This is a genomic window from Paenibacillus nuruki (assembly GCF_001721045.1).
Classification (GTDB): domain Bacteria; phylum Bacillota; class Bacilli; order Paenibacillales; family Paenibacillaceae; genus Saccharibacillus; species Saccharibacillus nuruki.
The window spans coordinates 143,560-158,843 of the sequence record NZ_MDER01000038.1; the positions used below are offsets into that span (position 1 = coordinate 143,560).

A 15,284-nucleotide genomic window follows, 5' to 3' on the forward strand; every position below is an offset into this window, starting at 1 on the left:
TACTTTTGTATAGATTCAACCTATGCTAATTCTATGTAGTATTCGCACAATATTACGATCATCGAAGTACATCAAAATAAAATATATGCTCTACCGTATCGCTTCCGATTCTTATACCGTCTAATTTCACTATACATATAATGGAGGTTGACCACAGATGCAACTCTCACCCCCTTATGAAGTTACTCAAATGCCCGACAAAACATTTCCGATTAATATCTTTCATGTTGCTGCACCTCATTGGCGCTGGGTACCTTTGCACTGGCATGAACATTTGGAATGGATGATCGTCTACAAAGGCTCTTTCCGTGTTCAAATCGGTACAGAGCATCAAGATATTACGGTAGGAGATATTGTGTTTGTTAATACCTGTCAGATTCATGCCGCTTTTCCTTTGGAGGAAGATACTGAATTGATATGTATTGTGTTCAATGAAGCATTGATTCGGAATATCCAGTTAGATCATACAGAGTCACGCTATATTCGACCCCTATTGGAAAACCATTTAGGACTACCAGCTATTTTCACCAAAGATCATCCGTTAGCCAAACAGATCACCTTTTATTTACAACAGATGATTATAGAGTATGAACAATCTACCTATGGTTCTGAATTATTGATCAAATCCTATCTGCTGGCTTGTATAGGTTGGCTTTATCGTATTGTTGCTCATGATCATATAGAGTTGCCTGCCTCCCATCAACCTGCTTATATGCAACCTTTGTTTCAACATCTGAGTCATCATTTTCGAGAATCTATTTCGATCGAGACAGCCGCTGAACTATGTCAATTGACGCCTACTTATTTCTGTTATTTATTTAAAAAGACAACAGGCAAAACATTTATCGAATATATCAATATGCTACGTATTCATGAAGCCGAGCAATTGTTACGTTCTGGTGATTGGAATATCAGTCAAGTGGCTTATCACTGCGGATTTACGAGTCTAAATTACTTTGGCAGAGTATTTAAACAATACAAGCAGATGTCGCCAAGTCGTTGGCTCAAGCATATCGCCAAATCGTAGAATGAACTAAAGTTGTATTATTGTGTAGAACATGTGTATTTCTACGCTCTTTTGTAAATACAGTTTATTTTTCACCTTTCATAAAATACAATAAAATGGAAATTAAACCATATAAAAGGTGGGGTATTCATGTTGATACGCAAGCAGATTGCTATTCTTTTATCCACGCTATGCTTATTTACATTATTGGGATCATGGACTTGGAATTCTCAAGCCGAAGCAGCAGGCACTTGGAAACAAATCTGGTCAGATGAATTCAATGGATCTAATGGAACAGGGGTAGATGGTTCCAAATGGAATTCAGAAACAGGTGCTGGCGGTTGGGGAAATAACGAGTTACAGTATTATACAAATCGTACCAACAATGCTTATATGGATAATGGCAATCTGGTTATTCAAGCGTTAAAAGAAAATTATAATGGTGCTCCTTATACATCGGCTCGCTTAACAACAGCTGGCAAATTCGACGTGAAATATGGAAAAATTGAAATGCGTGCTAAACTTCCCTATGGTAAAGGCATCTGGCCTGCATTCTGGATGTTAGGTAGCGATATCGGTAGCAACCAATGGCCAAAAAGCGGTGAAATCGATATTATGGAATACGTAGGTGCTAATGCTCCAAACACTGTGTATGGAACTATTCACGGTCCTGGTTATTCAGGTGCAGGTGGTTTATCTGCGGCTTATACGATCGGTGAAAATATCAGTAACGCTTACCATACGTTCTCGATTGAATGGGAACCGAATGTCATCCGCTGGTATGTCGATAACAATCTATACCATACACGTACATCAGCAGATATTGGTGGTAATCAATGGGTATTTGATAAACCATTTTTCTTATTACTTAACTTAGCTGTAGGCGGTAACTGGCCTGGCTATCCTGATGCAAGTACTACATTCCCGCAAAAATATGCAATCGACTATGTACGTGTATTCCAGCGCTCTGGAGATACGGGTAATATTGTAGCCCTTAAAGCTACAGCTAATGGAAAATATGTAGCTGCTGAAGATTATGGAAATGCACCTCTACTTGCTCGTTCTACTACAGTAAGCGATTGGGAGAAATTTGAGTTAATCGATCTTGGAAATAACAATGTTGCTTTGCGTTCTCTAGCTAATAATAAATACGTATCTGCTGATAATACAGGTGCAAGCCCGTTAATAGCCAACAAAACGGCGATTGGCACATGGGAAACGTTCCAAATCGGAACAACAGCGGATGGGAAACGAACCTTCAAATCATTAGCGAATAATCAGTATGTCTGTGCAGACAATTATGGAGATAGCCCGCTGATTGCCAATCGAAGTACCATTAGCGGTTGGGAAGCTTTTGAAGTGATCAAGCAGTAAAAAGTAAAATGTGAAGGTATCACTAATTAGCACTATTATATTCACTATTACAATGCAAAAAGGAAGCCTGAGATTGCTATAGGCTTCCTTCTTGCATTATTGCTGTTTTTTTACTTTTAGGTATTTTATTCTTGATATAGAATGTAATTCGAAATAGCACTTGTCACAGCGTTATCTAAAAAATAGATTGTATGACCTTAAAATCATCTTTATTTCGCAATCTTACCATTCTGATTCGCTACTCGTAAATAACGGAAGAAAAAGATAAATACTATTGCCATCCATATCGCAAATACGAGGAAAATATTACTGAACGTATTGGCTTCACTATAATGCCATAAGCTATTAAATGACCACGGCGATTGTACACGATCTAAAATCAATCCCAAGACCGTTGTCCCAATCGCTCCTGAAATAAAGCTTAACATCATGTATAGACCCATCCCTACACCTACTTGTGCGCCGTCTAGTGTCCGAGAAACGGTATTCGCAAGTCCTACTTGGGCAAATGTCAGTCCAGTGTTCCCAATCACCAGTACGCCCATAATCATCCAGTACGAACGATCTGTAAACACAGCAAGAATGATATACGTCATCAGTTGTAAAATAAAAGCAATCCGAAGCAAAAACGTATTTCCTTTGCTATCTGCAATGCGTCCACCGACGATACCAAAAATAGCAGCGATCAATGCACCCGGAAACATAATCATACCAATCGTAAAGGAAGACAACTGATGAATACTGCTTAACATTTGGGGTATCAAGTAAGGCACACATAGATTAAAGATCAATGCCAGACAAGCGATAATCATCGTCATTGTATAGGTGGAGTTACGAAAAATCGCTGGATCCAGAAAAGGTTGTTTGGCTTGACGAATATACAGAATAAAGATAATTAATAATACAATCGTCATTATCGCAAGAATAAAGCTTACATTGGTAATCGCTAGTAAAAGTAATGTTACGGTTGCTGCTAACATTACACCGCCCCAGAGGTCTATTTTCAGCGGACGTACCTGATCTTGATTAAGATATTTGCGGAAAAATGGAATCGTTACTAATGATAGCAAAGAGATCGCAAATAAATAACGCCAATCTGCAAAACTGGTAATCATACCTGCAATAATCGGCCCCATAGCTGTACCTAATGCCATACCAGAAGAAGTAATGCCTAGCGCTCTCCCACGCTTTTCAGGAGATACATAACGAATCGGAATAATCATTGACGATGCTGGAATAACAGAAGCACCTGCTGATTGTAGAATTCTTCCTGCAATCACCATCCAATAATCAGAAGCGACAAACCCTACAATAGAACCGACCGCAAATAAGCAAATACCTACAGTCAGCAAATTTTTAAGACGGTATTTATCGGCTAGCTTGCCATAAGTCACTGAGCCAATCGCGTAAATAATAATATATGACGTTACGACCCAGCTCACTTGTGAACTACTGAGATCAAAATCTTGACGAATGGACGGTAAAGCTACATTAAACATCGTTGAGTTCATGACAGAAATGATCATAGCCAATGCTAAAATATAAATAATTTTCATAATATACCTGAATACTAGCCTTATACACATAGTAAAGACGTATAAGACTAGCGTTATTCTTTTCCTTTATCCCATTATTCTGGACGGTGACCGCCAGGTGGAGTTACAACTTTAAGATCCAACGTTTGGATATTGGCAATCACTCGATCCATACGAAGAGGCCCCGGTGTATCAGGGAAAATATAATGTTCATATTCATCTCCTAATAGACGGAAAAACGGTTCAAATAATCCACTAACCAGTACACCTACAAATTTGGTATAGTGTGTATCCAGACGATAAGAGTGTACGGTTCCAGCAGGTACATGCAAGAAGTCACCGGGTAACAATTGAACTTCTTCTCCATTTGCCCACATCGTCATCTGTCCTTGTACACAGAAAAAGGTCTCTGTATGGTGTTCATGATAATGAGATACGATGGCATCTCCTTTGGGTCCTTCTGTAGATACCATAATATAATCGCCATCTGTAGACGCTTGTGTAGCCAATAAACGATGTAATTGATCCCCTGTTAATAATTTGGTACCTTCTCCACTTTCTAATACATAAGTTGCTACAGATTCAGGAATTACACTGTTGCTGACCAAGGTATAATCAGAAAATACCGTTTGTGATGTAGAAAAGATAATATCTGCTTGTTGCGCAGCTTGTTGTAAATGATCTGTAGAATACACATGGTTGCTAACTGCTGGATATTCATATGGTGTATGGGCTTGACCTAAGATCTCATAAATAGCAGTTACATTACCTGCGATAGAATAGGAAATAAACGCATTACGATGAGCCAGTAATTGATACGCATGTTCTGTCATTGGTGGGATATGTGCATAATCGCCCGGTAATAATAGATGACTCTCCCCATTGATAACAAATTGAATTTTACCTTCTAATACAAAAATAGATTCATAGGTGTTCTGATGCGTATGCAGTGGGAACGATTCCCCTTTAGGCCCTGACAGAATAGCCGCTGATAAAATATCGCCTGTACTTTGAAAATTAGCGATGACAGTAGCTAACTGTTTGCCAAATAAATAACGTTTCCCTTCTCCTCGGCGAAGTAAGTAAGGTGCTACAGTATTTGGTAAATGTGTTGTTAATGATGTTGTCATATGTTCCTCCTGAAATGTGAGTATTCGTATAGTCTGTAAGAGTTATTGTTGATCTCTTGTACTATTTTATTGTAGCGAAATCTACAAATTTGAAATATAGTTGAATACGACAAAAAAATAGGCAAAAGCGACATAAGACTATGTTGTATAGAGGAGCTGTAATATGTCATCATCCGATCATTCTTTTCAAATGCTTGAGCATCCTTTTCCTATAGAAACACCGATCTCTTTTAAAATGTTTACGGTGGAAGGCTCTTTTCAAGAACACGCCCATGATTTTTATGAGATTATTTATATATCAGAAGGTAAAGGCACATTATTTATTCACAAAGATTCCTTACCTTTTGAAGAAGGAGACTTATTTTTTATTCCGATCGGAATGCCTCACTTGCTCAAAGCAGAATCTTCTCCACCTGCTGTACCTTTGCAAATGATGAATTGTATGTTCCAAACAGAGCTACTTGCACCTCAATATGAGCCCAAAAATGAATTAGATCGCGAATTTGACGCAATTGCCCAATTTTTTCGTCAAAGTGAAGCTTGGTTACGGTATCAAGATCAAGGCGGGGAACTGGCTCGAATAATGTATAGCATGAATTTTGCTGTTAATTCTCAGTCACCGGGTTTTCATTATAAGTTGTATATTTGCTTACTGGATCTGCTCAATACATTGTACCGACTCCAACAATTCAGTCTGTTATCGAGACCTGATAAATGGGTCGATCCTGTTGCTTTTACGATTGAATATATTCAAGTCCATTATCGTGATCCACTCAAAATGGAAGAGTTCTGCCAATGGTTGTCCATCAGTCCCCGCCATCTTCAACGCAAGTTTAAAGAAACAACCGGTTATACGTATACTCAGATGTTGCAACAAATTCGTATACAAAAAAGTTGTGAATTGTTAATTAACACCGATCGAAGTATTCAACATATTGCTGACGAAGTTGGTATCCATGATATGAAATATTTTTATCGTTTGTTTAAAACAAGTTGTGGGCTAACTCCGCTTCATTTCCGCCAGCATCACGCACGTACCAAATAAAAAGAACCTTTCTCCTACAGTCTATGCTGTATAAGAAAGGTTCTTTTATTTTTTATTAAATAAGCTTTTCTACAATGGCAGGTTCTTTAATGCCAGCGGCTGATTCTTTTTGTTCTTTTTCAGATGGCATTTGGAACTGACGTACGGAACGAATAAAGAGTAAAATAATCCCGCATCCCACAATGATCATCGCACTGATATAAAGTACACTTTCTAATGGAAATCTTAATGACAGCATCCCACCTACTAAAGCTCCTAAAGGTAATGCCGCATTAGACAGAGTATGCAGGAACGCCATAACACGCCCCATCAGTTCTGTCGGTGTAATAATCTGGATCATAGAGGTTTGCAGAACATTGATAATACCTGTAAATACACCCATCATTAATACTGCACTGAGCTTCATCCATAGTACCGGCGCAATAGCGAATAGATACAGGGAAACACCCATTAGAATCCATGATAATGCAATCACTAGTCCATTTTTCTTCATGATATTGATTAGACCTGATCCTGCAAAAATCCCTGCAAAAAAAGCGATATAAAGTAAACTGTAATAAATCGGCGAACCATACGAAACAGCTAGTGCAGGCACCGTAATAATTAAGATCGACATTGCAAAATTAGTCAAAGCATAAAATGGCAACATCACTTTTAGAAAAGCATTCCGAATTACAAAAGTATATCCTTCTTTTAATTCTGCAAAATAAGAGCTTACTTGTTTTTGAGGTTCATGTTCTTGTACTTCAGAAATATTACTTTTATCCAGTTGTCTTTTCAACTGAATATAGATAAAACCTGAAAGTAATAACAATCCACTCGCAAGGAAAAATGTATTTTCCATACCTACCAAAAGAATAACAGAAGCTCCTAATAAATAGCCTCCAATATTAACAATCTGATCGCTGGATGCAACCATTGAATTGGCCTGTACGATTCGATCAGGTGAACGAATGAGCATCGGCAACATTTTATTATTGGCTGGATAAAATAACATTGAAAAACAAGAAGCTACAAATACTAAAACTAAAATCATAATCAGGCTACTATATTGATCGCCAATCAAAAATGGGACTAACATAATCAAAATAGCTTGAGCAAATAGCGATATACTTGCCAGCAATGAAGGGGAATAACGGTCAACTAATGGTCCTAAAAGAAAACTAAATATAGAAGCTGCTGAGATCGCTGTAAACGTGAAGCTAGTGAATGACACAGATGACGTTGATTTTTGTACAAAATACAATAATACGATCGAATAGATACTATCTGCAATATTTGCTGAAGTCCGAGAGATAAAAAAGCGAGTAAATCGACTATCTTTAAATAATTGAATCATAATCTCGACTCCTTTGGTCTGCATTCAGATGTAGATGTAGAGATAGTAATGAAGATTGCTGTTGCATCATCGTATGAATTGCTTGTATATCTGCTTCGTATGGAAGTAACAGCGATAAATACAATCGGGTGCCGATATGCTGTGCAGTCACATAAATGATAGGTTCGATTGTTTGTTCTGTTGCATCCAGCTCATTCACAGCTTGTGTATGCTGAATCATTTGATTCCATTCTCGCTCTTCCTCTTCTTGCTCACCTAAATAATTAAATACAATCGGCATACCTGCAAAAGCAGATAATAAATACGCACAAGCTTGTGGATATACTTTGCTCATTGATTCGTTATAGAGTAGATTAAAGAAGTTAATATGATGGGTAGTTACCGTATTTAATAGAGCAGGCAAGTCAGGCAATGCTTGATCTGTAGCTATCACTAGAGGAATTTGATCAATACATTCACCCATTTGCTCATAAAAATAATGTTCACCATATTGTCGTCCATAATGAGTTAACCAAAAAGGAACATTCGATATTTTAAAATAAGCACCTAATACTTTTGCAGATAATTGCAATAACACATTCATAGACGTAGAAGAATCTGCTTTTTCTAGATGCTCATATTCGAAATATCCTTCCCATTTACTATACTGATTACGAACTAAAGAAGTACTCTGCTGAACTTGCTGACTAGCTATAGAGAACTGTTCTAATTCAAAACGATGACTTAACTCTTCATCTGTTATATGTTGAGGTCCCTGAAGAACCAATTCCGTATAATCATGATACTGAACATGCTCATATGATACAGATTGATAGTGTTCACCACGTTCATAAGCTTGGGCTAATTCTGCTTTGAGAATTTCTCCACTCATGCCATCGAAAATAAGATGTGAACAAGCGAATAAAACTACGCTTTTCTCTGGTTCAAGACGTACACATAAGATTCGATACAATGGATCTTCTGTACATACATAGGGAGTCATATACAAATCTGGTAATAAAGATGATAATATCGATTGCTGTTGTACTTCTGTATAGAATGATAAATCCAATGTTGGAAAATGAGATACAGATTCATTGATATTGATATTCCAATCATGGACTTCCCATTCCCAAGCTTGTTGATGACTGACTAATCGACTACGTAGTAATTCATGACGTTGAACAATGTTAGCAAAAGCTTTTGCTAGCCGTTCTATATTTACTGCATAAGGCAAAGGAATCACAACACCAGAACATTCTGGGTGAAGCAAATGATGTTGCTGAACAGGAGCAAGTGGATATACTTCTGTCACAGATGATTGCATCGTATATTGATACCACTTCATATTATGAATCTGAATATGTTGATTCCACTGCTTGAATTGCTCTGCTGAAATTTCATAATTTCTATCTGCCATCTTCCAATCACCATTTATAAATACATTTTGTTGAGAGATATACAATGAATCTGGATTGTGATCTTTAGGTATATACAGATCAGATAGCGCACGAATCGTTTGATGTTGAAAGAGTTGATGAATATTTAAAGAAATCCCTTGTTCTTTAGCTTGAGATATAAGCTGAATACCTTTTAGCGAATGCCCACCACATTCGAAGAACCGATCATCGATTCCAACTTTGTCCATTCCTAAAATCTCTGCCCAGATTAAAGCTAATTTTTGCTCTTGATCATTACGCGGTGCTACATATTCCTGAAGAGAAGCTGATGTCAAATCCGGCTGAGGCAAGGCTTGACGGTGAACTTTACCGTTAGTATTCAATGGTAACTCAGACAGAAATACATAATATTGAGGTACCATGTAGTCTGGCAATTTTCCATTGAGGTAATGACGAATATCGGTATACGTTAAAGGTTCTTGTGTAGCTATATAAGCACATAGACTTTTCTGTCCATCCTCGCTAGTAAGAATTGCAACATGAACTTGTTGTATAGACTCATGACGAAGTAGTATATTTTCAATTTCACTAGGTTCTATCCGGTACCCACGAATTTTCACTTGATGATCGATGCGACCTAAATATTCTATAGTGCCATCGGATAACCATCTACCCAGATCTCCTGTACGATACATTCGTGCTGTTGGAAGCCAATAACTGCTAACAAACTTCTCGGAAGTTAGATCATCTCGATTCAGATATCCTCTTGCTACCCCATCTCCGCCTACCCATATTTCTCCAGGTACTCCTGAAGGTAAGAGATGACCGGATTCACTGACAATGTAAGCCGTCGAATGCATAATCGGTCTTCCGATCGGAATTGGACGTTCGTTTTCGATGAATGGAATAGTATAACAACAAGAAAAAGTTGTATTTTCTGTAGGTCCATATCCGTTAATAAGGGTTAGCTGTGGACAATGGTTTTGTACGCTTTTCAGCATTTTGGGCGACAGAACGTCTCCACCGATTATTAATTGTTGTAAAGGTTGAAAAAGCTCTGGTTTTTGCAATGCGAGCTGGTTGAATAATGGTGATGTTAACCACATGGTCGTAATCTGATATTGAAGCAAAGCTACATGTAATTTTTCAGCATCTAAAATAGTTGTGTCAGGCACCAAACAAAGACTTAATCCATTAAGCAGTGCTCCCCATATTTCAAATGTACAGGCATCAAATACTAACGCTCCCGTCATCAGAATACGATCAGCAGGATTGAATTGAATATAATTCGTTTCTTTGACCAACCGAATAACATTACGATGTTCTATCATGACTCCTTTGGGTTGTCCTGTAGATCCCGAAGTGTACATAACATAAGCTAAATCATTGACTTGATTGATAAATGGTAATGAATGCGTACGTTCATCATAAGATGTAGATTCTTTTAAATTCAGAACCGTTCCCTCAAATGTTTGTTCTGATAGTTCAGAGGTGCGATTCATAGTTAGTAATATAGAGATTTGGCTGTCATCAAGCATATATTGAATTCGCTCTGCTGGATAAGAAGCATCTATCGGTACGTAAGCTCCACCTGCTTTGAGTATAGCCAGAATACCAATAATCATATCCGGTGAACGCTCTGGTATAATACCTACCAGTGTATCGGCTTTAACGCCTAATGCATTCAATGTCCATGCTAATGAATTCGCTCGATCTTCAATCTCCTGATAACTCCAACTATCTTCACCACAGATGACTGCTGACATATCTGCATGCGCCGAAACCTGCTCTTCCCATAACTGCTGTATCGTCGCATGTCGCGGATACACTGTATGAGGTGGATTACATGTAGTTAATATATATTCTTGTTGCTTATCCGATATAAGCTTAATATCTCCCAGAAGAATATGCGGATCATAAGCTAATTGATGTAACAATTCCAGGTACTGTGTAGCCATCTGCTCAATCGTTACATGCTCATATAAATGGACTGCATATTCAAAATGGAATAACAACCCTTCCTCTTCTTCCACAGTCAACGATAGATCAAATTTCGATGTATTCGTTTTGATCGGAATAGGTGTAAATGTTACTTCATTTGCCACCATCGCTGAAGAACCTGTATTTTGCAAAGTAAATATGGTATCAAATAACGGATTCCGACTCAGGTCACGCTTAAGATTTAGTTGTTCCAACAGAAGTTCCAATGGCATTTGTTCATGATGAAAAGCTTCCAATGTTCTTTCTTTGACCACATTCAAAAATTGAGAAAAGCTTTGCTTTTTCGTGGAGACATTTCGCAATGGTAGCATATTCACAAACATCCCCATCATACTTTGAAGATCAGCATGATTTCTTCCTGCTACCGGTGTACCAATAATAATATCTTCTTGTCCGGTATATTGAGAAAGTAAAATATGATATGCAGCAAGAAGGAGCATATACATGGTGGATTCATGTTGTCCTGAAATCTGTCGCAATTGATGGGTTAACTCAGGGTCTACTTGAACTGTAAATGAATGTCCAGCAAAACTTTGTTGAACAGGACGTGGGAAATCAGTATGCAAATTCAATACTGGAAGTTCACCCTCTAATTCACTAAGCCAAAACGATTCATGTTGGTCTAGCAACCCGGCTTCAAGTTGCTGTTGGTGCCATACCGTATAATCTCTATATTGTACTTTTAACTCGGCTAAAGGCTCTCCAGCGTACAACTGATTAAATTCTAAAGTTAGACTTTCCATAGAGCTTCCATCAGCAATTAAATGATGAATATCTATTATCAAAATATGTTCATGATCACTGATACTAACCAATCCAGCACGTAATAATGGTACATGAGCTTGGTCAAAAGGACGAACAAAGGTCGTTAACAAATCTGAAAAATCGACCACATCTGCCTGCGAATATTCCAGTTGTTCTATTTGCCAGTGAATATGAGAAATATCGTGTACTTGTTGATAATACTCCTCCCCTTCTCGGTAAAACGAAGTACGTAAAGCTTCATGACGTTCAATTAACTGCACAAATACTTTGTTCATTCGCGCTATATCAGATATTCCCTGAATATGTAGCAAAAGTGGAATATGATATGCGGCACCAACGTCTGCAATATCTTCAATCATAAGTAATCTTTTTTGAGCAGAAGATACTGGATAAGCCAATTGATCATCTACTCGAGGTATTGAGATATGTAAAGCCGGACGAGCATTCTCAATATAATGAGCCTGATCCTGTAATATCGGATATTCAAAAATATGTCGTAACGAGATTTCGCTTCCTATCTCCTGCGCAATTTGTGAGATCAGTACAACTGCCTTTAAAGAATGTCCTCCACGTTCAAAAAAATGATCCTGCCTTCCAATAGATTCGACTCCGAGAATACCTGCCCATAGTTCAGCAAGCTTTCGCTCTATATCCGTAACCGGTGCTTCATAATCTTCTGTAGACAAAAGGGTTAAATCAGGCAAAGGTAATGCTTTACGATCAATTTTTCCATTAGGGGTTAATGGAAATTCAGCAAGCTGTATAATATGAGCAGGTACCATATAAACAGGCAATTGTTCTTGCATATACTGACGCAATTGATTTGACGATATAGACTGTTCATTATTTATAGAAGCATGGACTGTAATATAGGCACAAATTGTTTTTTCTCCTTGAAGCTCATGTACGACTACAGTTGCTTCTTGAATCTGTGGATGAGTAACAAGCTTACTCTCAATCTCGCCAAGTTCAATTCGGTATCCTCGAATCTTCACCTGTTGATCGATTCTTCCTAAATACTCTAGCTGACCATCAGGTAACCAACGTACCAGATCGCCGGTGCGATACAATCGTTCTCCTTGTAAAAAAGGATGGATTATAAATTTCTCTGTTGTTAACTCGGGACGTTGCCAGTATCCTCTCGCTAATACATCTCCACCAATATATAATTCGCCTGCTACTCCGCGTGGTGTTAATTGCTGTTCCGAATTCATAACATATAGATGAGTGTTCCATGATGGTTCGCCAATCGGAATCGTACCTGATACCTGCTTTGGTTCATCACGATTACTTTTCCAGATCGATACACAGATAGTCGCTTCTGTTGGACCATAAGCATTACAATAATCCACATAAGGATTCCAGCGACGTACCAATTCAGCAGAAGACTCAGAGCCTCCTGTAATCAATAGACGTAATGAAGGTAATTTTTCGGGTTCTACATAAATAGCAAAGTTAGGCGGTAACATGGCGACAGTAATCTGATGTGTATTCATCCAACGGGTAAAGTAATCAATATTAATTAACTTTTCTTTGGGAGCCAAATATAATGTTCCTCCCATAAATAGTGCCATATACATTTCCCACACAGAAGCATCAAAAGATAGGCTTGCAAACTGAACCACACGATCTTGCATTGTTAATTCAAAAGTATGCTCATACGTTAATCTCATATTAGCCATACCGTGATGTTCTACTAGAACACCTTTGGGTGTACCTGTTGTTCCTGATGTATAAATAACATAAGCCAAGTGATCTGAAGTCACTTCCGAAGGCGTATACACATAATCATGTTGGTAAAGGTATGACTCATCTAAATCTAGTATTGTGCCACTAAATTCTATATTTTGAGCCAAATGATGATGAGTCAGTAACAATGAAGTACGGCTATCTTCTAACATTAATTGAATACGTGCTGTTGGATATTCAGGGTCAATAGGCAAGTAAGCAGCTCCTGCTTTGAGAATTCCCAAAATGCCAATCACCATCTGAAGAGAGCGCTCTGGCATAATGGCAATAATATCATCAGGCATAACACCTTGATGTTGTAAATAAGCAGCGACTCTATTTGCTTGCTCATCCAGCTCTGCATACGTCATTTTGTCGTCTTCGTAGACGATTGCATCTTGATTCGGATAAAGTAAAACCTGCTGTTCAAAAAGACCATGAATCGTTTGTTCTCTATCATAATCTGCTGTTAAACGTTTCATATCGATAACCAATTCATCATGTTCTGATGGTGTTAACATCTGAATGGTACTTAGTGATTTTTCTGGTGCAGACATCATTTCTTGTAGAATATTTATATAATGATGATGAAATGCCGTGATCGTTTCTTTTTGATATAAATGACTAGCATAGTCCCAGTGAATTATCAGTTTATCTAATAAGCTCGCTTCTTCAATCATTAATGTAAGATCAAATTTTGCTGTGTGAGTGACGTTTTGATATGGTTGAAATTGTAATCCTTGAATCTCAATGACTTCAGGCTGAGCATGCTGATATGCAAATACAGTATCAAATAATGGATTTCGACTAATATCTCTTGGAATAGCAAGCTTTTCAACAATTTGTTCTAACGGATATTGTTCATATTGAAAAGCTTGCAACACATGTTGCTTGACTTCTTCCACAAATGAAATGACTGACTTTTCGCCTGAAGGGTATTGACGCAATGGCAATGTATTCACAAACATACCAATCAACGGTTGTAATGATGAGTGAGATCTACCTGCTACAGGTGTACCTACAATCACATCATTTTGATCGGTATATTTATATAAAAGAATATAGTAAGCCGACAACAGCAACATGTACAATGTGCATCCTTGTTGTGTTGCAAATTGCTTAAGTGATTTGAGAAGTGACCCATCTACAGTAGCCGAAACACGTTCTCCATCAAACTGTTGTACAGATGGGCGCAAGAAGTCTGTAGCTAACTGAAGTACAGGTAGCTCCCCTTGAAGAGTAGTCAACCAAAATTCTTCTTGCTTGTTCCAATGTCCTTCTGTTAACTGTGTATGTTGCCAGACTGCATAATCTTTGTATTGAATAGACAAAGGAGGCAACGATTCACCACTATAAAATGCAATAAATTCCTCTGTCAAACGCTCCATAGACAATCCATCTGAGATAAGATGGTGCATATCTAACATCAACACATGTTCTTGGGAATTGAACTGAACTACCTGAACCCTTATTAGAGGAGCATGCTCTAATGTAAAAGGAATCATAAATTCAGTGATTAACTCTTCAACGATAGCATCTGTTTTCTTTGCACGAGTAAGATATTCCACTTCAAAAGTAATGTCTTCTATTGCATGAATTCTTTGTACACTTTTTCCACTCTCGGAAGCAAAAGAAGTACGTAACGATTCATGACGTTCAATCAGTTGCTTAAATGCTTTATTCAACTGTTTATCATCCAACATTCCATATAATTGAACGATCATAGGCATATGATAGGCTAACGATGCTCCACCTATTTCCTGCACCAGCAGTAACCGATGCTGGGCTGTTGATACAGGATAATAAGCTTGAATAGGCGCTGGTGTAATAGTTGTCGCTTGTTGACTTGCGATTTGAACAGATGTAGTATGAGCTATTCCTTCACGAGACATGCGTGCTTCTAACAATTTGCGTTGCTCAGGAGAAAGATTGGCAATACGTTGTGCTAAATCCATCCGTTTGATTCACTCCTCTACCTATTG

Annotated in this window: 7 protein-coding genes; 3 read left to right on the top strand and 4 right to left on the bottom strand. The window is 37.9% G+C overall.

Annotated features, from left to right (window positions below; genetic code table 11):
* Positions 1-157 precede the first annotated feature (157 nt).
* Positions 158-1,027, top strand: coding sequence for a helix-turn-helix transcriptional regulator (locus tag PTI45_RS11050; protein WP_069327630.1), 870 nt, complete (start codon positions 158-160; stop codon positions 1,025-1,027).
* 129 nt (positions 1,028-1,156) lie between these two features.
* Complete coding sequence (locus PTI45_RS11055) at positions 1,157-2,380, top strand: glycoside hydrolase family 16 protein (RefSeq protein ID WP_069327631.1); 1,224 nt, start codon at positions 1,157-1,159, stop codon at positions 2,378-2,380.
* Positions 2,381-2,589: 209 nt separating this feature from the next.
* Here PTI45_RS11055 and PTI45_RS11060 read toward each other — a convergent pair whose 3' ends face one another.
* Positions 2,590-3,936: an MFS transporter gene (locus tag PTI45_RS11060; RefSeq protein WP_069327632.1), complete on the bottom strand. Its 1,347-nt coding sequence runs from the start codon at positions 3,934-3,936 to the stop codon at positions 2,590-2,592.
* A gap of 74 nt (positions 3,937-4,010) precedes the next feature.
* Entirely contained in the window at positions 4,011-5,045 is a 1,035-nt protein-coding gene (locus PTI45_RS11065) for a quercetin 2,3-dioxygenase (protein WP_069327633.1), read from the bottom strand.
* A 163-nt stretch (positions 5,046-5,208) separates the two neighbouring features.
* Between PTI45_RS11065 and PTI45_RS11070 the strand changes: the two genes are divergently transcribed.
* Positions 5,209-6,090: an AraC family transcriptional regulator gene (locus PTI45_RS11070; protein ID WP_069327634.1), complete on the top strand. Its 882-nt coding sequence runs from the start codon at positions 5,209-5,211 to the stop codon at positions 6,088-6,090.
* A gap of 55 nt (positions 6,091-6,145) precedes the next feature.
* Here PTI45_RS11070 and PTI45_RS11075 read toward each other — a convergent pair whose 3' ends face one another.
* On the bottom strand, positions 6,146-7,429 hold the full coding sequence (locus PTI45_RS11075) for an MFS transporter (RefSeq protein WP_175425169.1): 1,284 nt from the start codon (positions 7,427-7,429) through the stop codon (positions 6,146-6,148).
* A complete protein-coding gene (locus tag PTI45_RS11080) occupies positions 7,413-15,257 on the bottom strand; it encodes a non-ribosomal peptide synthetase (RefSeq protein WP_069327635.1) in 7,845 nt (2,614 codons plus the stop codon). Before PTI45_RS11080 ends, PTI45_RS11075 begins: the two co-directional genes overlap by 17 nt.
* Between the last annotated feature and the right edge of the window lie 27 nt (positions 15,258-15,284).